Origin of the sequence: Streptomyces sp. WM4235 (genome assembly GCF_001279725.1) — a bacterium.
GTDB lineage: Bacteria > Actinomycetota > Actinomycetes > Streptomycetales > Streptomycetaceae > Streptomyces.
In genome coordinates this window covers 72,336-91,494 of sequence record NZ_LGDE01000024.1, presented here as the reverse complement: position 1 = coordinate 91,494, position 19,159 = coordinate 72,336, and the positions used below count along the sequence as shown (strand labels likewise).

Genomic DNA, 19,159 nt, shown 5'->3' with positions numbered 1-19,159 from the left:
CCCTTCCTGGTGCTCGAACGACGTGTACGAAACGACGCGTACGAAACGACCCGCGTTCGAGCGGACCGCTACGGAAGCGCGAGCATGCGCTCCAGGGCGAGCTTCGCGAAGCTCTCGGTCTCCTTGTCGACCTCGATCCGGTTGACCAGGTTGCCCTCGGCGAGGGATTCCAGGGTCCAGACCAGGTGCGGCAGGTCGATGCGGTTCATCGTCGAGCAGAAGCAGACCGTCTTGTCGAGGAAGACGACCTCCTTGTCCTCGGCGGCGAAACGGTTCGCCAGACGGCGGACCAGGTTCAGTTCGGTGCCGATGGCCCACTTGGAGCCGGCCGGGGCCGCCTCCAGCGCCTTGATGATGTACTCGGTGGAACCGACGTAGTCCGCGGCCGCCACCACCTCGTGCCTGCACTCGGGGTGGACCAGGACGTTCACGCCGGGTATGCGGGCACGGACGTCGTTGACGGAGTCCACCGAGAACCGGCCGTGCACCGAGCAGTGCCCGCGCCACAGGATCATCTTGGCGTCGCGCAGCTGCTCGACGGTCAGGCCGCCGTTGGGCTTGTGCGGGTTGTAGAGCACGCAGTCGTCCAACGACATGCCCATGTCGCGGACCGCGGTGTTGCGCCCGAGGTGCTGGTCGGGCAGGAAGAGCACCTTCTCGCCTTGCTCGAAGGCCCAGTCCAGGGCCTTCTTGGCGTTGGACGACGTGCAGATCGTGCCGCCGTGCTTGCCGGTGAAGGCCTTGATGTCGGCCGAGGAGTTCATGTAGGAGACCGGCACGGTGTCGCCCGCGATCCCGGCCTCGGTCAGCACGTCCCAGCACTCCGCGACCTGCTCGGCGGTGGCCATGTCGGCCATCGAGCAGCCGGCCGCGAGGTCGGGAAGGACGACCTTCTGGTCGTCGGAGGTGAGGATGTCCGCGGACTCGGCCATGAAGTGGACGCCGCAGAAGACGATGTACTCGGCCTCCGGCTTGGCGGCCGCGTCCTTCGCCAGCTTGAACGAGTCGCCGGTCACGTCCGCGAACTCGATGACCTCGTCGCGCTGGTAGTGGTGGCCGAGGATGAAGACCTTGTCCCCGAGCTTCTCCTTGGCCGCGCGGGCGCGGGCCACCAGGTTCGGGTCCGACGGCGAGGGCAGGTCGCCGGGGCACTCCACCCCGCGCTCGCTCTTGGGGTCGGCTTCGCGGCCGAGCAGCAGCAGGGCAAGGGGCGTCGGCTGGACGTCCAAAGGCTGGGCGGTGGTCACGACACGCACCCTTTCTGTTCTGCGACTAGGTACTTCCGAGGAAGCGCTTCGACTTCTCGTCTATTTGACGTTATCTATCATAACCGCTTCACGTCAGTTTGACGATGCCCGATAGCGTCGATGTGACGAATTCGCCCCGCCCCGCAACTCTCCCGTCCGTCAGGTTCGTCCCCCCGTGCCGGTGTGCGAGCATGAATATCGAGACAAGGTGCGGGACCCGGAATGAATCCGCCATCGCGCTGGTTGCCACCGACGGCAAGAGTCCGACGTTTCCCCAGCCTCCGGCGGGGAGCCGCCCACTTCGGGAGTGAATGCAGATGTCCGTACAGGACGACAAGACCACTGTGAGCGACGGCATCCTCCTGTCCGACGCCGCCGCCGTGAAGGTCAAGACCCTGCTGGAGCAGGAAGGCCGTGAGGACCTGGCGCTGCGCGTGGCCGTCCAGCCCGGTGGCTGCTCGGGCCTGCGCTACCAGCTCTTCTTCGACGAGCGCTCCCTCGACGGCGACGTCGTCAAGGACTTCGACGGCGTCAAGGTCGTCACGGACCGGATGAGCTCGCCCTACCTCCACGGGGCCTCCATCGACTTCGTCGACACCATCGAGAAGCAGGGCTTCACCATCGACAACCCGAACGCCACCGGCTCCTGCGCCTGCGGCGACTCGTTCAGCTAAGCCTGTACGACGAGGGCCCGCGCACCGGTCGAGTACGACTGGTGCGCGGGCCCTCTCGCATGTCGGGGCTCGCCTGTCGGGATCCCGCCGCGGCGGGATCCCTCCGGCTCAGCCGCGGGGGAGCGGCTTGCCCGTGGTCGCGTCGACCACCTTCCGGTCGCCGAGCGGCTCCTTGAGGGTCACCGTCCGGGACATCTCCTCCGCGATCATGATGCAGTTCTGGCCCGGCTTGTTCGGGGTGTCGGTGATCTTCACCAGTACCGACCCGCCCTCCTCGCGCGCCTCCACGGCGTACGCGCTGCACACCCCGCCCCAGAAGTTCACGGTCAGCTTCCGGTCGGCCTCGGCGTACGAGAACCCGGGCACGGTGCGTCCACCCGTCGGAGGGACCGGCGCCGGAGCGGTGCTCTCCTCGGCCGAGGCCGGCTGGACCACCGTGTGGCCCGCCGCGCCGTCCTTGCCGGCCACCTCGAAGTGCCAGGCCGGGACCAGGCCCCGCGTACCGTCGACGGTCCCGGGCGCCAACCCGAGCACGGCGCCCCGTACGGTCTCCGTCCGCGGCGGCTTCATCGGGCGCGGCTCCGGGTTGCAGGGCAGCGTGTCGGTCGCCCCGACCGGGGTGTCCGGAGTCAGCGGCACCGAGGTAGCGCAGCCGCTCGGGCCCGTAACCGCGCCGTTCGACCCCGACTTCCCGGCGTTCAGCCGGGCCAGCGCCTCGACGGCCCCGACCACCGACTGCTCGGCGGCCCGGACCGGCGTCTTCAGCTCGCCGCTCGCCGTCACCACCCGGGAGTCCGGACCCACGCTCACCTTGCTGGACCAGCCCTGCGTCGGCAGGTCCCCGATCACCGGGTCCGCCGTCACCACCCGGGCCGAGCCCTGCGCGAGGCGGGCGTCCAGCTTCGCGCCGGCCTGACCCGCGGCGGCCAGCACCGGGGTCGCGGCGGCCTTGGCGGCCTCCTCGGAGACCGGCTTCGCGTCGGCGGAGCCCTGCGGCTCCTGCGGGTCCTTCGGGAGGGTGGCCGGCCCGCAGGTGTCCTGACCGCGCTTGCAGTCGTCCCCACCCGCGCCGTTGTCGCCGCCCGGCTGGAAGCGGTTGAACGTCCAGGTGCCGGGAGCCTTGAGGGCGACCGTCAGCCGGGGCCCGGAACCGTCGGCGCCCTCGCCGGCCAGCCACTGCCCGCCCGACAGCCGGGGCGCGCCGGTCACTCCCAACGCGCTCGCCAGCCGCGCCACTTCCTCGGAGGTCACCTCGCCCGACGCGGCGAACGTCGGCGCCTTCGCCGGGGCCTCGGGCAACTTCACGTCCGCGCGGTACGTCACCCCGCCGCCGGACGGGTCCGGCTCGCCGGGGGCGATCCCCGGCCCCGACGGGGTCCCGCCCTCGCGGGCCGCCGCGGCCGTGCGCTCGTTCGTCCGCCCGGCGCCGGATCCGTCGCCGTGGGCCGTCGACGCCCAGTAGGCCGTACCGCCACCCGCGAGCAGGACGGCGGCCGCGATCGAGCCGATGGCCCAGGCCGGCCGCCGTCGTGTGGCGCGTGCTGTGTCGGGTTCTTCGCTGGTCACCGAATCGCTCCTTCACTCGTCCCGTCGTACGTGATGCGGGTGTGACGGGACAGGGGCGGAACCGGTTCCCCCCGGGGAGCGGCCGGGGCCGGACGAGCCGAAAGGGATCCCCTAGTCGCCGTACTCCGCGGTGGACGCGATCAGTCGGGCCGAGGAGGGCGGGACGCTGATGCCGTGGATCTGGGACGGTGCCACCCGGTCCGGACGCGGGCCCACCGGGACCGCCCAGTGCGGGGCCATCCGGGCGCAGTCGCCCAGCAGTCGTGCGAAACCGGGACGGATCTCGGCGTTGTGGTCGGCGTACCCGAAGCCATCGCTGTAGGTCATGAGGGCACCGTAGGCCCGGCCCGGCGGGCGAAGAAAGGCCTACTACGGGGTAGTTTCGTACGGTCGGCCTGGCGCCGGGGACCGGGTAGTTTTGAATGTCCCCCTTGCCGCCCTCCGCAGGAGCATCCACGCCGTGCGCATCGCAGTCACCGGCTCCATCGCCACCGACCACCTCATGACCTTCCCCGGCCGTTTCGCCGATCAGCTGGTCGCGGACCAGTTGCACACGGTCTCCCTCTCCTTCCTCGTGGACAACCTCGACGTACGGCGGGGCGGTGTCGGCCCGAACATCTGCTTCGGAATGGGTCAGCTCGGCAGCCGTCCCGTCCTGGTCGGCGCGGCCGGCTCGGACTTCGACGAGTACCGCGCGTGGCTGGACCGCAACGGGGTCGACACCGAGTCCGTGCGGATCTCCGAGGTGCTGCACACCGCGCGCTTCGTCTGCACGACGGACGCCGACCACAACCAGATCGGCTCCTTCTACACGGGCGCGATGAGCGAGGCCCGGCTGATCGAGCTGAAGGCCGTCGCCGACCGGGTGGGCGGGCTGGACCTCGTCCTCATCGGCGCCGACGACCCCGAGGCGATGCTGCGCCACACCGAGGAGTGCCGCACGCGCGGGATCCCCTTCGCCGCCGACTTCTCGCAGCAGATCGCCCGCATGGACGGCGACAACATCCGCACCCTGATGGAGGGCGCGACGTACCTCTTCTCGAACGAGTACGAGAAGGGCCTCATCGAGTCGAAGTCCGGCTGGACCGACGCGGAGATCCTGGCCAAGGTCGGCACCCGGGTGACGACGCTGGGCTCCCAGGGCGTGCGGATCGACCGGGTCGGCGAGGAGCCGATCGTCGTCGGCTGCCCCGAGGAGACCGCCAAGGTGGACCCGACGGGCGTCGGCGACGCCTTCCGCGCCGGTTTCCTGACGGGCCTGGGCTGGGGCGTCGGCCTGGAGCGGGCGGCGCAGGTGGGCTGCATGCTCGCCACGCTGGTCATCGAGACGCTGGGCACGCAGGAGTACACGCTGGCGCGGGCGCACTTCATGGAGCGCTTCACCAAGGCGTACGGCGACGAGGCCGCGGCCGAGGTCCGGTCCCACCTCTCGGCGTAAGGCAGCCCGACGGCGCGGCGGGAGCACTCCCGCCGCGCTCCCGGCCGTACGTCCCCGGCCGCACGGGTCAGCGCAGCCGGCGGACCGCGTACGCCACGCCCACCTCGGCCGCCGTCTCGCCCAGGTAGGCGTGGCCGCGCATCGCGCACCACGCCGGGATGTCCAGGCGGGCGACCTCGTCGTCCGACACGACCGTCACCGTGCCGCCCACCGGCACCGTCACGATCGCCCGGGCCAGTTCGATCACCGGCTGGGGGCAGCGCAGCCCCAGGGCGTCGAGGCGCACCGCGTCCGCGACCGGCGCGCACGGCTCCGGCTCGCTCACCCCGAGCTTCTCCCGGACGTCGGCCACCGCGCGCGGCAGGACCTCCAGGAAGCCGTTCACGTCGTCGGCGGTGGTCCCGGGCGGCAGGGACACCCGTACGTTCCCCTCCGACAGCACCCCCATGGCCCGCAGCACGTGCGAAGGCGTCAGGGTCGAACTGGTGCAGGAAGAGCCGGAGGACACCGAGTAGCCCGCCCGGTCCAGCTCGTGCAGCAGGGTCTCCCCGTCGACGTACAGGCAGGAGAACGTGACCAGGTGCGGCAACCGCCGGTCCGGGTCGCCGACCACCTCCACGTCCGGCACCAACCGGGCCACCCGCCTTCGGATCCGGTCCACCAGGACCCGCAGTCGGGCCGCCTCCACATCGGCCTCGGCGCGCACCGCCCGCAGCGAGGCGGCCGCCGCCACGATCGCGGGCAGATTGACGAAACCGGGGGAGCGGCCCGACTCCCTTTCGTCCGAAGGCCCTTGGGGGGAGAAACGGACCCCCTTGCGGACGGCCAACAGCCCGACCCCGGGCGGACCACCCCACTTGTGGGCGCTCGCGGTGAGCAGCGACCACCCGCCCTCCACCCGGCCCCACGCCAGCGACTGCGCCGCGTCCACCAGCAACGGCACCCCGGCCGCGCCGCACACCTCGGCGACCTCCGCCACCGGCTGGACGGTGCCCACCTCGTGATTGGCCGACTGGAGACAGGCCAGCGCCGTGGTCGGGCCGAGCACGGCGGCGTACTCCGCCGGGTTGACCGCGCCGAAGCGGTCGACCGGCACCTCGGTGACCGTGCCGCCGCCGGCCGCGTGCACCTCGGCGGCGTGCAGTACCGAACTGTGTTCGACCGCCGACACCACCAGGTGCCCGCCGACCCGCCGGCGTCCGGCCAGGGCTCCGGCGAGGCCCGTGTGAACCGCGTGCGTCCCCGAAGGAGTGAACACCAGCTCGTCGGGGCGACAGCCCACCGCCTCGGCGGCGGCCTCGCGCGCCGCGTCCAACAGCAACCGGGCGCGGCGGCCCTCCCGGTACAGCCGGGCCGGGTCGGCCCAGCCCTCGTCCAGGGCGGCCAGCAGCGCCTGACGGGCCACAGGGTGCAGCGGGGCGGCTGAGGCGGTGTCGAAGTACGGCATCCGGCCACGCTAACCGGCGGCCGGGGACGCCCGAGGTCAGGGGCCGTCAGTTGTCCGCCGGAGTGCGCCATTCAGGGCCGGATGGCCCGTCCCCCGGACGGCGGATCCATCCCTTCGGGGTCAGTAGCGGCGCGTTGGGCACCCTCCCCGCGCGACCCCAAATAGCGTCCAGTAGGGTTTGGTCCGCATAAACATCCAAACCCCTGCCTGCGTCAGGGCCGGCGACCGACCCGAATACGGCCGCGGCCAGCCACGCGGGCCGAGACTCTCGGGAAGGCGCTACGTGAGTCCCTACGGCTCCGACCGCTCGCCGCGGCGCCCGATGCGGCGGAAGCTGCTCCAGGCGCTGACTGCGGGCGTGGTCCTGGCGACCGCCACTGGTTGCTCGTATACATGGAAAGACTTCCCTCGCCTCGGAATGCCGACTCCGGTAACTGAGGAGGCGCCGCGCATTCTCTCCCTCTGGCAGGGATCCTGGGCTGCCGCGCTGATCACGGGCATCCTGGTGTGGGGCCTGATCCTGTGGAGCGTCATCTTCCACCGGCGCAGCCGCACGAAGATCGAGGTTCCGGCGCAGACCCGGTACAACATGCCCATCGAGGCGCTGTACACCGTGGTCCCGCTCATCATCGTCTCGGTGCTCTTCTACTTCACCGCGCGTGACGAGTCGAAGTTGCTCGCCCTCTCCAAGCCCGCCCACACCATCAACGTGGTCGGCTACCAGTGGAGCTGGGGCTTCAACTACATCGAGGACGTCGACGGCGACCCCGCGACCCCGAAGCTGCCGGCCCCGTCGGTCGGCGAGGAGAAGAAGGAGGGGGCCGTCCCGGTCCCCAAGGAGCTCGCCTCCATCCCGGACCGCTTCGCCAAGGACTTCCCCAAGGGCGCCGAAGGCGTCTACACCCAGGGCGTCCCCGGTGACCGGAACCCGCAGACGGGCAACCCGGGTCCGACCCTCTGGCTCCCCAAGGGCGAGAAGGTCCGCTTCATCCTCTCGTCCAATGACGTCATCCACTCGTTCTGGGTGGTTCCCTTCCTGTTCAAGCAGGACGTCATCCCCGGCCACACCAACGTCTTCGAGGTGACCCCCTCCCAGGAGGGCACCTTCATGGGCAAGTGCGCCGAGCTCTGTGGTGTCGACCACTCCCGGATGCTCTTCAACGTGAAGGTCGTCTCGCCGGAGAAGTACCAGGCGCACCTGAAGGAACTGGCCGAGAAGGGGCAGACCGGCTTCCTGCCGGCCGGCATCAAGCAGACCGACCCGGCCCGGAACTCGGAGACGAACAAACTGTGAGCATCCTCAACGAATCTCAGGGTGCCGCCGCCGACTCGTATGAGAACGAGCTGCCGGTACGGCGCAAGCAGCCGGGCAATGTCGTCGTGAAGTGGTTGACCACCACCGACCACAAGACCATCGGCACGATGTACCTGATCACGTCGTTCGTGTTCTTCATCATCGGCGGGATCATGGCGCTCTTCATGCGCGCCGAGCTGGCCCGTCCGGGTACGCAGATCATGTCGAACGAGCAGTTCAACCAGGCGTTCACCATGCATGGCACGATCATGCTGCTGATGTTCGCCACCCCGCTCTTCGCGGGCTTCGCGAACTGGATCATGCCGCTGCAGATCGGCGCGCCCGACGTGGCGTTCCCGCGGCTGAACATGTTCGCGTACTGGCTGTACCTCTTCGGCTCGACCATCGCGGTCGCCGGCTTCGTGACGCCGAACGGCGCGGCCGACTTCGGTTGGTTCGCCTACTCGCCCCTGTCGGACGCGGTGCGTTCGCCGGGCATCGGCGCCGACATGTGGATCATGGGTCTGGCCTTCTCCGGCTTCGGCACGATCCTCGGCTCGGTCAACTTCATCACCACGATCATCTGCATGCGCGCGCCCGGCATGACGATGTTCCGCATGCCGATCTTCACCTGGAACGTGCTGCTGACCGGTGTTCTGGTCCTGCTCGCCTTCCCGGTCCTCGCCGCCGCGCTCTTCGCGCTGGAGGCCGACCGGAAGTTCGGTGCGCACGTCTTCGACGCGGCCAACGGCGGTGCCTTGCTGTGGCAACACCTCTTCTGGTTCTTCGGACACCCAGAGGTGTACATCATCGCCTTGCCCTTCTTCGGCATCATCTCCGAGGTCATCCCGGTCTTCTCGCGCAAGCCGATGTTCGGTTACATCGGCCTGATCGCCGCGACGATCGCCATCGCCGGCCTCTCGGTGACGGTGTGGGCCCACCACATGTACGTCACCGGCGGTGTGCTGCTGCCGTTCTTCTCCTTCATGACCTTCCTGATCGCGGTACCGACCGGTGTGAAGTTCTTCAACTGGATCGGCACCATGTGGAAGGGCTCGTTGTCCTTCGAGACCCCGATGCTCTGGGCCGTCGGCTTCCTGATCACCTTCACCTTCGGTGGTCTGACCGGCGTCATCCTGGCCTCGCCCCCGATGGACTTCCACGTCTCGGACTCGTACTTCGTCGTCGCGCACTTCCACTACGTGATCTTCGGCACCGTGGTGTTCGCGATGTTCTCCGGCTTCCACTTCTGGTGGCCGAAGTTCACGGGCAAGATGCTGGACGAGCGCCTCGGCAAGATCACGTTCTGGACGCTGTTCGTCGGCTTCCACGGCACCTTCCTGGTGCAGCACTGGCTGGGCGCCGAGGGCATGGCGCGTCGTTACGCCGACTACCTCGAGGCCGACGGCTTCACCGCGCTGAACACGATCTCCACGATCAGCTCGTTCCTGCTCGGCCTGTCGATGCTGCCCTTCATGTACAACGTCTGGAAGACGGCGAAGTACGGGAAGAAGGTCGAGGTCGACGACCCGTGGGGCTACGGCCGTTCGCTCGAATGGGCGACTTCCTGCCCGCCGCCGCGGCACAACTTCCTCACCCTTCCGCGGATTCGTTCCGAGTCCCCGGCGTTCGACCTGCACCACCCGGAGATCGCGGCCCTCGACCACCTTGAGGACCACGGCGCCGGCACCAAGGCCGTCACCGGTGGCAAGGAGGCCGGCAAGTGAAGATCCAGGGCAAGATGTTCCTCTGGCTCTCCTTCTTCATCCTGATCATGGCCGTCGTGTACGGCGTGTGGTCGAAGGAGCCCGTAGGCACCACCGCGCTCTTCCTGGCCTTCGGCCTGAGCGTCATGATCGGCTACTACCTGGCCTTCACGGCCAAGCGCGTCGACGAGATGGCCCAGGACAACCTGGAGGCCGACGTCGCCGACGAGGCGGGCGAGCTGGGGTTCTTCTCCCCGCACAGCTGGCAGCCGCTCTCGCTGGCCATCGGTGGCGCGCTCGCCTTCATGGGCGTCATCTTCGGCTGGTGGCTCATGTACTTCTCGGCCCCGATCATCGTGATCGGCCTGTGGGGCTGGGTGTACGAGTACTACCGCGGTGAGAACCAGAACCAGTAGCCAAAGCGGCACCCACGCACGACACCAGGGGCCCGGACACCTCGAACAGAGGAGTCCGGGCCCCTCGTTTGCAGTCACCCCGCGCGCCGTAATTGTCATATCTTCATAGCGTTAGTCCCATGAACCACTCACCGCGTCTTTGGACGGTAATCGGCTGCTCCCTGCTGGTCGCGTCCCTCGGGGCCGGCGCCACCGCCTGTGGGTCCGAAGAGGAGAACCCGCTGTCCGCCCGCCCGTTTGACGCGGGCGAGCAGGTCGCCTTCAACCAGAAAGCCGGCGGACGACCGGTGGACCACAACCGGCCGCTGGAGATCACCGCGAAGAGCGGCGGCGGCCGGATCACCGACGTCACCGTCGTGGACACCCACGGCCGCCGCCTGGCCGGCGAACTCACCGCCACCGGCGAGCGCTGGCACAGCACGGTCCCGCTGGCAGCCGGCGTCCGCTACACCGTCACCGTCAACACGGAGGACGAGAGGGGCGCTCCGGGGCAGCGCACGATGGCGTTCGACACCACACCCTCCAAAGGGGTCCTCCAGGTCGAATTCGGGCCCGAGGAGGGCAAGTACGGCGTCGGGCAGCCCATCACGGCCGAACTCAACGAGCCCGTCAAGGACAAGGCCGCCCGCGCGCTGGTCGAGCGCGGCCTGGTCGTCGACACACCGGAGGGCGTCGAGGGCGCCTGGCACTGGGTCGACGACAAGAACCTGCACTTCAGACCCAAGGAGTACTGGCCGGCCAACACCACCGTGTCCGTACGGAGCAACCTGGAGGGCGTCCGGATCACCGACGACCTCTACGGCGCCGCGGCCAAGCCGCTGAAGCTGGAGATCGGCGACCGCGTCGAGGTCACCACCGACGCCTCCTCGCACTACCTGACCTTCCGGCGCAACGGAGAAGTGATCAACACCATTCCGGTGACCACCGGAAAGCCGGGCTTCTCCACCCGAAACGGGATCAAAGTGGTCCTGGGCAAGCAGTACTTCGTCCAGATGCGCGGCGACACCGTCGGCATCGGCGGCAGCGAGTACTACAACCTGCCCGTCTACTACGCGACGCGCGTCACCTGGAGTGGTGAATACGTGCACGCGGCCCCGTGGTCCGTCGGCTCCCAGGGCTACGAGAACGTCAGCCACGGCTGCACCGGCATGAGCACGGGCAACGCCGCCTGGTTCTACGAGAACATCACCGAGGGCGACGTCGTCAAGGTGATCAACAGCATCGGCGACGACATGGACACCTTCGGGAACGGCTTCGGCGACTGGAACATGGAGTGGAAGGAGTGGCGCGAGGGCAGCGCCCTCCTCAAGGGCACGCAGGACGGTCGCAGCCCCGTCGACCAGGCCCGACTCCGCCCGCAGGTCTGAACCGGCGCGCGCGGGCGCGCGGAACCCCCCGAAAGAGGCCCTCGATCGGCCCACGGGAGCCCGTACGGGCTCCCGTGGGCCGCTTCTCCTTCGTCCCGCACCTTTACGCGTCCAGGGCCAGCCGAGGCCGCAGCAGGCCCGCCAGGACCTCCGGGAAGTCCACCGGGTCCACCGGGAGGGTCACTGCGGCGTCCGCGCGGCTCCAGGTGGCCAGCCAGGCGTCCTGGGGGCGCCCCATGAGCAGCAGGACCGGCGGGCAGCGGAAGATCTCGTCCTTGATCTGCCGGCACACACCCATGCCCCCGGCGGGGACGGCCTCCCCGTCCAGCACGCACACGTCGATGCCGCCCGCGTCCAGGGCGGACAGGACCGCCGGAAGGGTCGCGCACTCCAGGAACTCCACCGGCGGCAGGTCCGCGGCCGGCCTGCGTCCGGCGGCCAGCCGCACCTGCTCCCGGGTGCCCGCGTCGTCGCTGTAGACCAGAACTCGCGCAGTCGCCCGCATTTCGTTCCTCCACGTGTCCCGTGAATCACGTTGATGTTGCGCGGGATGCTACTCCGTCCGACCCGGTGTCAACATCGGTTCGCACAGCCTCGCGAGTACCCGTCCACCACCCGATCTGATGGGCCGTTCGGGCCTTGCACACGCCCCTGACACTCCGAACGGCACCCCCCGGGGTGAGGGCGGGATAAGCGACCGACATAATGTCGGTCGTGGCGACAGCAACGACAGTAGATACCGGGCACGCGCACCCGACGGTCAACCGGCCGAACCTCGTCAGCGTCGGAACCATCATCTGGTTGAGTTCCGAGCTGATGTTCTTCGCGGCCCTCTTCGCGATGTACTTCACCCTGCGATCAGTGACGGGTGCCGAGTACTGGACAGAACAGGCCTCGGCCTTGAATCTGCCCTTCTCGGCGACGAACACAACGATCCTGGTGCTCTCCTCGCTCACCTGCCAGCTCGGCGTGTTCGCAGCCGAGCGCGGTGACGTGAAGAAGCTCCGGACGTGGTTCATCATCACGTTCGTCATGGGTGCGATCTTCATTGGCGGCCAGGTGTTCGAGTACACCGAGCTGGTCAAGCACGAGGGCATGTCTCTCTCGTCCGGCCCGTACGGATCGGTGTTCTACCTGACCACCGGCTTCCACGGCATGCACGTGACGGGCGGTCTCATCGCCTTCCTGCTGGTCCTCGGCCGGACGTACGCGGCCAAGAGGTTCACCCACGAACAGGCCACGTCGGCCATCGTCGTGTCCTACTACTGGCACTTCGTCGATGTCGTCTGGATCGGCCTCTTCGCGACGATCTACCTGATCAAGTAGCGAACACGTCGCCGGGCCCGACCCGGCACTCCATCCAGAAACACCGACGCAGAAGATCCTGACACCGGGGTAATCCGTGAAAAAGCTCTCCGCACGACGACGCCATCCGCTGGCGGCGGTCGTCGTTCTACTCTTCGCGCTGGCGGCCACTGGGGGGCTTTACGCCGCCTTTGCCCCCGCGGGCAAGGCGCAGGCCGATGAAACCGCCCAGTCCCTCGCCATCGAGGAGGGCAAGAAGCTCTACGCCGTGGGCTGCGCAAGCTGCCACGGAACCGGCGGTCAGGGTTCCTCTGACGGCCCGAGCCTGGTCGGCGTCGGCTCCGCGGCCGTCGACTTCCAGGTGAGCACGGGCCGCATGCCCGCCCAGCAGCCCGGCGCCCAGGTGCCGAAGAAGCCCGTGATCTACTCGCAGGCCCAGATCGACCAGCTGGCCGCGTACATCTCGTCTCTCGGCGCCGGCCCGATCACGCCGACCGAGAAGCAGTACGACCCGGCAGGGGCCGACATCGCCAAGGGTGGTGAACTGTTCCGCAACAACTGCGCGCAGTGCCACAACTTCACCGGCGAGGGCGGCGCCCTGACGCACGGCAAGTACGCCCCCAACCTTGAGGGCGTCGAGCCGAAGCACATCTACGAGGCCATGCTCACCGGCCCGCAGAACATGCCCTCCTTCCCGGACAGCACCATGCCGGAGAAGCAGAAGAAGGACATCATCGCGTACCTCCAGAACGTGAACGGCGAGAAGTCGAACAGCCCCGGTGGTCTCAAGCTCGGTGGCCTCGGCCCCGTGTCCGAGGGTCTGTTCGGCTGGATCTTCGGTCTGGGTGCGTTGATCGCTGTCGCCGTCTGGGTCGCGGCCCACACCGCTAAGGCCAAGAAGTCATGAGTAGCCAAGACATTCCCGAAGAGAAGCACCTGCCGAGCGAGCAGGGCGACGCGCACCACGGTGGCGTAGCGGTCGCGGACGATCCGTTCGCCGACCCGGGCCTTCCGGTCCACAAGCCGCGCATCCAGGACATCGACGAGCGGGCCGCCAAGCGGTCCGAGCGTACGGTCGCGATGCTGTTCACGCTGTCGATGCTGGCCACGATCGGCTTCATCGCCTCGTACGTGGCCATCCCGATCGACAAGATCGTCTACATCTTCCCCGTCGGGAAGGTGAGCGGCCTGAACTTCGCCCTGGGTCTGACCCTGGGCGTGGCCCTCTTCTGCATCGGCGCGGGCGCGGTCCACTGGGCCCGCACCCTGATGTCCGACGTCGAGGTCGCCGACGAGCGGCACGCCATCGCCTCCCCGCCGGAGGTCAAGGCGAAGGTCCTCGCGGACTTCGCCGACGGCGCGCGCGAGTCCGACATCGGTCGACGCAAGCTGATCCGCAACACGATGTTCGGCGCGCTGGCCCTGCTGCCGCTCTCCGGCGTCATCCTGATGCGCGACCTGGGCCCGCTGCCCGAGGACAAGCTCCGCAAGACCATGTGGGCCAAGGGCAAGCTGCTCATCAACGACAACACGAACGAGCCGCTGCGTCCCGAGGACGTCATCGTCGGTTCGCTCACCTTCGCCCGGCCGGAAGGCCTGGAGGAGGAGCAGCACGACTTCCAGACCCAGATCGCCAAGGCCGCCCTGATGATCGTCCGCATCCAGCCGGACGACATCAAGGACAAGCAGGAGCTGGAGTGGTCCCACGACGGGATCGTCGCCTACTCCAAGATCTGCACCCACGTCGGCTGCCCGATCAGCCTGTACGAGCAGCAGACGCACCACGTGCTCTGCCCGTGCCACCAGTCCACCTTCGACCTCTCCGACGGCGCCCGAGTCATCTTCGGCCCGGCTGGTCACGCGCTTCCGCAGCTGCGGATCGGCGTCAATGACGAAGGTTTCCTCGAGGCGCTCGGCGACTTCGAAGAGCCCGTCGGTCCTGCTTTCTGGGAGCGCGGATGAGCACTGCCACCACTGACACCAGCGCGCGCAAAGCGCCCGCCGGCGAGCGCGTAGCGGACTGGGCGGACGGTCGCCTGGGCATCTACGGCCTCGCCAAGGCGAACATGCGCAAGATCTTCCCGGACCACTGGTCCTTCATGCTGGGTGAGATCTGCCTCTACGCCTTCGTCATCATCATCCTCACGGGTGTGTACCTGACGCTGTTCTTCCACCCGAGCATGAACGAGGTCGTGTACCACGGCTCGTACGTGCCGATGCAGGGCGTCCAGATGTCCGAGGCCTTCGCCTCGACCCTGGACATCAGCTTCGACGTCCGCGGCGGTCTGCTCATCCGGCAGATCCACCACTGGGCGGCGCTGATCTTCGTCGCGGCCATGGTCGTGCACATGATGCGCGTCTTCTTCACGGGTGCGTTCCGCAAGCCCCGCGAGGTCAACTGGATCTTCGGCTTCCTGCTGCTGGTCCTCGGCATGTTCACCGGTTTCACCGGTTACTCGCTGCCGGACGACCTGCTCTCGGGTACCGGTGTCCGCTTCATGCAGGGCGCCATCCTGTCGGTCCCGGTCGTGGGCACCTACCTGTCGATGTTCCTCTTCGGCGGGGAGTTCCCGGGCGGCGACTTCGTCGCGCGGTTCTACTCGGTCCACATCCTGCTGCTGCCCGGCATCATGATGGGCCTGTTGGTGGCCCACCTGATCCTGGTCGTGTTCCACAAGCACACCCAGTACGCCGGCCCCGGCAAGACGAACAAGAACGTCGTCGGCATGCCGCTGCTGCCGGTCTACATGGCCAAGGCCGGAGGCTTCTTCTTCCTGGTCTTCGGTGTCATCGCGGCCATCGCGGCGCTCGCCTCGATCAACCCGATCTGGGCGCTCGGCCCGTACCGCCCGGACCACGTGTCCACCGGCGCGCAGCCCGACTGGTACATGGGCATGCCGGAAGGCCTGATCCGAGCCATGCCGGGCTGGGAGATCAACCTGTGGGGCCACACCCTCGTCCTGGGCGTGTTCATCCCGCTGCTGCTCTTCCCGCTGGTGCTGGGCGCCATCGCCGTCTGGCCGTTCATCGAGTCCTGGGTCACCGGGGACAAGCGCGAGCACCACATCCTGGACCGCCCGCGCAACGTCCCGACCCGTACGGGCTTCGGTGTCGCCTGGATCGCGGAGTACATCGTGCTCCTCATCGGCGGCGGCAACGACATGTTCGCCCAGTACTTCCACCTGTCGATCAACTCGATCACCTGGTTCGTCCGGATCGGCTTCTTCGTCGTCCCGGTCCTCGCCTTCATCGTCACCAAGCGGATCTGCCTCGGCCTTCAGCGCCGGGACCACGACAAGGTGCTGCACGGTCGCGAGACCGGTGTCATCAAGCGCCTGCCGCACGGTGAGTTCGTCGAGGTCCACGAGCCGCTCCCGCAGTCCCAGCTGCACACGCTCACCGCGCACGAGCAGTACCGGCCGATCGAGCTGGGCCCGACGGTCGACGAGAACGGTGTCGAGCGCAAGCTCACGGCCGCGGAGAAGCTCCGCGCGAAGCTCAGCAAGGGCTTCTACGCGGAGAACAACCAGATTCCGAAGCCCACGGTGGAGGAGTACAAGGAGATCCAGAGTGGCCACGGCCACCACTGATCCCGCGTGAGCGTTTGACCGCACCCGCATGAGGGATTGATTTCGGTCAATCCTGGTGTCGCCACGGCGAGAGCCCCGTCCAGACCCTGGACGGGGCTCTTTGCCGTCCTGCGCGGCTGGATAGGCTGAGACCCTTCCCATCAGACGTGGGCGGCGAGCACGGGGCGGCCCACTAGCGCAGGAGCGGACCATGGACGTTGTGACCCCGGCAGGCGGCGACAGCGTGGCGGCCCGCGGTTGGCCGGGCGTGCTCGACGCCCTGCTGACCGGCCGGGACCTGCGCGCCGAGGACACCGCCTGGGCCATGGACACGATCATGCGCGGCGAGGCCACCGACGCCCAGATCGCCGGGTTCGTGGTGGCGCTGCGGGCCAAGGGCGAGACCGTCGAGGAGATCGCCGGGCTCGTCGGGAGCATGTACGAGCACGCCAACCTGATCGAGGTGCCCGGCCGGACGGTGGACATCGTCGGAACCGGCGGCGACGGGGCCAAGACGGTGAACATCTCCACGATGTCGGCGATCGTGGTGGCCGGCGCCGGCGCCAAGGTCGTCAAGCACGGCAACCGGGCCGCCTCCTCCGCGAGCGGCTCCTCGGACGTCCTGGAGAAGCTCGGCGTCAACCTCGACCTCACCCCCGCGCGCGTGGTGCAGGTCGCCGAGGAGGCCGGCATCACCTTCTGCTTCGCCGTGAAGTTCCACCCCGCGCTGCGGCACGTGGCGGCGGCGCGCAAGGAGCTGGGCATCCGGACCCTGTTCAACTTCCTCGGCCCGCTGACCAACCCGGCCCGCGTCCGCGCCCAGGCGACCGGCGTGGCCGACCCCCGGGTGGCGCCCATCGTCGCGGGCGTCCTCGCCGAACGCGGCTCCTCGGCGCTCGTGTTCCGGGGCGACGACGGCCTCGACGAGCTGACCACCACCGGCACCTCCCGGGTGTGGTGGGTGCGGGACGGATCGGTCACCGAGCTGCCCTTCGACCCGCGCGACGTGGGGATCGACGTGGTCGACGTGTCCGCGCTGCGGGGCGAGGACCCCTCGTACAACGCCGACGTCGCCCGGCGCCTGCTCGCGGGTGAGACCGGCCCCGTGCGCGACGCCGTCCTGCTGAACTCGGCCGCCGCCCTGGTGGCGCTGGACCCGGGCACCGGCTCGCTGGAGGAGCAGATCGCGGCCGGCATCACCCGGGCGGCGCAGTCCATCGACTCGGGATCGGCGCGCGCCGCGCTGGAGCGTTGGGTGACGGCCAGCAACGCGTAGTGCGGCTCGTCCGAAAGGCGTGAAACAGCCGACCCCGGTCCACGATGCGGACCGGGGTCTTGCGCACGACGCATCGTGTGGCAGGATTCTGCCCAGGTCACGAGTGACAGCGTTTAGGCCCCGGCTTGCTGTCCGGCAACCCTCCTTCCGTGGCGGGGTGCCCCGGGTGATGACCAGGCCGTAGGCAGTGAGGTCTACGGCAAGCGCGGATCCCTCGACACCAGGGATCCTGGTCTCTCGAGGAGCGTTTCCGTGAGCAAGCGAATGCGATAGGGCGGCTCCGCCCCTTCTTCACCCCTCGGAACAGGGTCTTCTTTCGCGTACCCGTGTACGCCCTCCCCGTGCTCCGAGGTCATCCCCGTACCCCTCCGGTCGGCCGCCGAGCCGTACCCGCGTACGGGCACACCGAAGCCATTCAGCCCTGCCTGCCGGGAGATTCCGCCATGTCCGCATCCCTGAACACCGCCGTCACCGCCGCCGACGTCGCCGTCGACCCCGCCTGTGTCGAGCCGCTGCCCGTCCTCGGCCGCGACGTCACCGTGCCGCTCGTCACCGGCGGCGAGGTCACCTACGCCGCCCTCGACTACGCGGCCAGCGCCCCCGCCCTCCAGCGCGTCTGGGACGACGTGGCGGCCTACGCCCCCTACTACGGCAGCGTGCACCGGGGCGCCGGCTACCTCTCGCAGCTCTCCACCGACCTGTTCGAGCAGAGCCGGGTCACCGTCGCGGAGTTCCTCGACTGCCGCGCCGAGGACCAGGTGATCTTCACGCGGTCCACCACCGACTCCCTGAACCTGCTCGCCGCCGCGCTCCCGGCCGACTGCCAGGTCTTCGTCTTCGAGACCGAGCACCACGCCTCCCTGCTGCCCTGGGGGGACGCGCGGGTCACCTACCTCAACGCGCCGCGCACCCCGGCCCAGGCCGTCGAGACCCTGGAGCGGGCGCTGGCCGGGCGCGACCCGTACGGTCCCGCGCTGGTGTGCGTGACCGGCGCGTCCAACGTCACCGGTGAGCTGTGGCCCGTACGGGAACTCGCCGCGGCGGCGCACGCCCACGGAGCGCGGATCGTGCTGGACGCCGCCCAGTTGGCCCCGCACCACCCCGTCTCCGTGCGGGAACTCGACGTGGACTGGGTGGCCTTCTCCGGACACAAGCTGTACGCGCCCTTCGGCTCGGGCGTGCTCGCCGGCCGCGCGGACTGGCTCCAGGCCGCCGAGCCGTACCTGGCCGGCGGTGGCGCCTCCCGCAAGGTGGCCCGCCGGGAGGACGGCGGCGTGGACGTCGAGTGGCACACCACGGCCGCCCGCCACGAGGCCGGTTCCCCGAACGTCATCGGCGTCTACTCCATCGCCTCCGCCTGCCGCGCCCTGAAGGAGGCCGGGTTCGAGAACCTGGTCGCCCGCGAGAACCACCTCATCGCGAAGGTCCGCGAGGGCCTGGCCGACGTCCCGGCGGTCCGCGTGCTGTCCCTCTTCGGCGACGACGCCCCGCGCGTCGGCGTCATCTCCTTCGTCGTCGACGGATGGAACAGCTCGCACTTCGCCGCCGCCCTCTCCGCGGAGTACGGCATCGGCGTCCGCGACGGGCTGTTCTGCGCCCACCCGCTGGTCCGCACCCTGCTCGGCAGCGAGCCGCAGGAGCCGGGCGAGTGCGGGGCGCCGGAGGCCGGCCCGGGGGAGCGCTCGCTCAACGCGATCCGCGTCAGCTTCGGCGCCGGTACCCCCGACGAGCACGTCGAGCGGTTCGTCGGCGCGGTCAGGGAACTCGTCACCGACGGGGCCAAGTGGCGGTACCACACCGAAGAGGGCCGCTGCGTCCCGGCCGTCTGAGCCCGTCCCGGCCGTCCGACCCGGT

17 protein-coding genes and 1 riboswitch are annotated in these 19,159 nt (G+C 69.1%); of the genes, 12 read left to right on the top strand and 5 right to left on the bottom strand.

Annotated elements, in window-relative coordinates:
• Positions 1-68 precede the first annotated feature (68 nt).
• Entirely contained in the window at positions 69-1,256 is a 1,188-nt protein-coding gene (gene nadA / locus ADK55_RS04210; protein WP_053676075.1) for a quinolinate synthase NadA, read from the bottom strand.
• A gap of 308 nt (positions 1,257-1,564) precedes the next feature.
• Here nadA and erpA point away from each other — a divergent pair, with 308 nt between their 5' ends.
• The gene (gene erpA, locus ADK55_RS04205) at positions 1,565-1,921 is read left to right on the top strand and encodes an iron-sulfur cluster insertion protein ErpA (protein ID WP_053676136.1); all 357 of its coding nucleotides are present in this window, start codon (positions 1,565-1,567) and stop codon (positions 1,919-1,921) included.
• A 108-nt stretch (positions 1,922-2,029) separates the two neighbouring features.
• Here the strand turns inward: erpA and ADK55_RS04200 are convergent, their stop codons facing one another.
• The gene (locus ADK55_RS04200) at positions 2,030-3,487 is read right to left on the bottom strand and encodes a hypothetical protein (protein ID WP_053676074.1); all 1,458 of its coding nucleotides are present in this window, start codon (positions 3,485-3,487) and stop codon (positions 2,030-2,032) included.
• Between the two features lie 111 nt (positions 3,488-3,598).
• Positions 3,599-3,814 carry a hypothetical protein gene (locus tag ADK55_RS04195; RefSeq protein WP_053676073.1) on the bottom strand — a complete coding sequence of 72 codons (216 nt, stop codon included), beginning with the start codon at positions 3,812-3,814 and terminating at the stop codon, positions 3,599-3,601.
• A gap of 133 nt (positions 3,815-3,947) precedes the next feature.
• On the opposite strand from ADK55_RS04195, the gene ADK55_RS04190 reads away from it, so the two are divergent.
• A complete protein-coding gene (locus tag ADK55_RS04190) occupies positions 3,948-4,925 on the top strand; it encodes a carbohydrate kinase family protein (protein ID WP_053676072.1) in 978 nt (325 codons plus the stop codon).
• A 67-nt stretch (positions 4,926-4,992) separates the two neighbouring features.
• Here ADK55_RS04190 and ADK55_RS04185 read toward each other — a convergent pair whose 3' ends face one another.
• Positions 4,993-6,372, bottom strand: coding sequence for a cysteine desulfurase/sulfurtransferase TusA family protein (locus ADK55_RS04185; RefSeq protein ID WP_053676071.1), 1,380 nt, complete (start codon positions 6,370-6,372; stop codon positions 4,993-4,995).
• A 283-nt stretch (positions 6,373-6,655) separates the two neighbouring features.
• Between ADK55_RS04185 and ADK55_RS04180 the strand changes: the two genes are divergently transcribed.
• The 4 genes from ADK55_RS04180 to ADK55_RS04165 all read left to right on the top strand — a co-directional run bounded on the left by ADK55_RS04180 (position 6,656) and on the right by ADK55_RS04165 (position 11,155).
• Positions 6,656-7,666 carry a cytochrome c oxidase subunit II gene (locus ADK55_RS04180; RefSeq protein WP_053676070.1) on the top strand — a complete coding sequence of 337 codons (1,011 nt, stop codon included), beginning with the start codon at positions 6,656-6,658 and terminating at the stop codon, positions 7,664-7,666.
• A complete protein-coding gene (gene ctaD, locus ADK55_RS04175) occupies positions 7,663-9,393 on the top strand; it encodes a cytochrome c oxidase subunit I (protein WP_053676069.1) in 1,731 nt (576 codons plus the stop codon). Before ADK55_RS04180 ends, ctaD begins: the two co-directional genes overlap by 4 nt.
• Complete coding sequence (locus tag ADK55_RS04170) at positions 9,390-9,788, top strand: cytochrome c oxidase subunit 4 (RefSeq protein WP_053676068.1); 399 nt, start codon at positions 9,390-9,392, stop codon at positions 9,786-9,788. The genes ctaD and ADK55_RS04170 overlap by 4 nt, the downstream gene beginning before the upstream one ends.
• A 119-nt stretch (positions 9,789-9,907) precedes the next feature.
• Positions 9,908-11,155: a L,D-transpeptidase gene (locus ADK55_RS04165; protein ID WP_053676067.1), complete on the top strand. Its 1,248-nt coding sequence runs from the start codon at positions 9,908-9,910 to the stop codon at positions 11,153-11,155.
• A gap of 103 nt (positions 11,156-11,258) precedes the next feature.
• On the opposite strand, the gene ADK55_RS04160 is transcribed toward ADK55_RS04165, so the two are convergent.
• Positions 11,259-11,660 carry a hypothetical protein gene (locus tag ADK55_RS04160; protein ID WP_053676066.1) on the bottom strand — a complete coding sequence of 134 codons (402 nt, stop codon included), beginning with the start codon at positions 11,658-11,660 and terminating at the stop codon, positions 11,259-11,261.
• 200 nt (positions 11,661-11,860) lie between these two features.
• On the opposite strand from ADK55_RS04160, the gene ADK55_RS04155 reads away from it, so the two are divergent.
• The 6 genes from ADK55_RS04155 (at position 11,861) to ADK55_RS04130 (ending at position 19,134) form a co-directional block, all read left to right on the top strand.
• Positions 11,861-12,481 carry a cytochrome c oxidase subunit 3 gene (locus tag ADK55_RS04155; RefSeq protein ID WP_053676065.1) on the top strand — a complete coding sequence of 207 codons (621 nt, stop codon included), beginning with the start codon at positions 11,861-11,863 and terminating at the stop codon, positions 12,479-12,481.
• A gap of 76 nt (positions 12,482-12,557) precedes the next feature.
• Entirely contained in the window at positions 12,558-13,367 is an 810-nt protein-coding gene (locus ADK55_RS04150) for a c-type cytochrome (RefSeq protein ID WP_053676064.1), read from the top strand.
• Positions 13,364-14,422 (top strand): ubiquinol-cytochrome c reductase iron-sulfur subunit, encoded by a 1,059-nt coding sequence (locus ADK55_RS04145; RefSeq protein ID WP_053676063.1) that lies wholly within the window; start codon positions 13,364-13,366, stop codon positions 14,420-14,422. Before ADK55_RS04150 ends, ADK55_RS04145 begins: the two co-directional genes overlap by 4 nt.
• Positions 14,419-16,050, top strand: a complete 1,632-nt coding sequence (locus tag ADK55_RS04140) for a cytochrome b (RefSeq protein ID WP_053676062.1) — start codon at positions 14,419-14,421, stop codon at positions 16,048-16,050. The genes ADK55_RS04145 and ADK55_RS04140 overlap by 4 nt, the downstream gene beginning before the upstream one ends.
• A 190-nt stretch (positions 16,051-16,240) precedes the next feature.
• Positions 16,241-17,305 (top strand): anthranilate phosphoribosyltransferase, encoded by a 1,065-nt coding sequence (gene trpD, locus ADK55_RS04135; RefSeq protein WP_053676061.1) that lies wholly within the window; start codon positions 16,241-16,243, stop codon positions 17,303-17,305.
• Between the two features lie 95 nt (positions 17,306-17,400).
• Positions 17,401-17,517: riboswitch (SAM riboswitch) on the top strand.
• Between the two features lie 231 nt (positions 17,518-17,748).
• On the top strand, positions 17,749-19,134 hold the full coding sequence (locus ADK55_RS04130) for an aminotransferase class V-fold PLP-dependent enzyme (RefSeq protein WP_053676060.1): 1,386 nt from the start codon (positions 17,749-17,751) through the stop codon (positions 19,132-19,134).
• The last annotated feature ends 25 nt before the right edge of the window (positions 19,135-19,159 follow it).

Excerpts from the sequence above, each read along its gene's own strand:
- ADK55_RS04130 (WP_053676060.1), top strand. The coding sequence starts at position 17,749 with ATGTCCGCATCCCTGAACACCGCCGTCACCGCCGCCGACGTCGCCGTC.
- ADK55_RS04155 (WP_053676065.1), top strand. The coding sequence starts at position 11,861 with ATGTCGGTCGTGGCGACAGCAACGACAGTAGATACCGGGCACGCGCAC.
- trpD (WP_053676061.1), top strand. The coding sequence starts at position 16,241 with ATGGACGTTGTGACCCCGGCAGGCGGCGACAGCGTGGCGGCCCGCGGT.
- ADK55_RS04140 (WP_053676062.1), top strand. The coding sequence starts at position 14,419 with ATGAGCACTGCCACCACTGACACCAGCGCGCGCAAAGCGCCCGCCGGC.
- ADK55_RS04160 (WP_053676066.1), bottom strand. The coding sequence starts at position 11,660 with ATGCGGGCGACTGCGCGAGTTCTGGTCTACAGCGACGACGCGGGCACC.
- ADK55_RS04185 (WP_053676071.1), bottom strand. The coding sequence starts at position 6,372 with ATGCCGTACTTCGACACCGCCTCAGCCGCCCCGCTGCACCCTGTGGCC.
- ADK55_RS04195 (WP_053676073.1), bottom strand. The coding sequence starts at position 3,814 with ATGACCTACAGCGATGGCTTCGGGTACGCCGACCACAACGCCGAGATC.
- erpA (WP_053676136.1), top strand. The coding sequence starts at position 1,565 with ATGTCCGTACAGGACGACAAGACCACTGTGAGCGACGGCATCCTCCTG.
- ADK55_RS04165 (WP_053676067.1), top strand. The coding sequence starts at position 9,908 with ATGAACCACTCACCGCGTCTTTGGACGGTAATCGGCTGCTCCCTGCTG.
- ADK55_RS04145 (WP_053676063.1), top strand. The coding sequence starts at position 13,364 with ATGAGTAGCCAAGACATTCCCGAAGAGAAGCACCTGCCGAGCGAGCAG.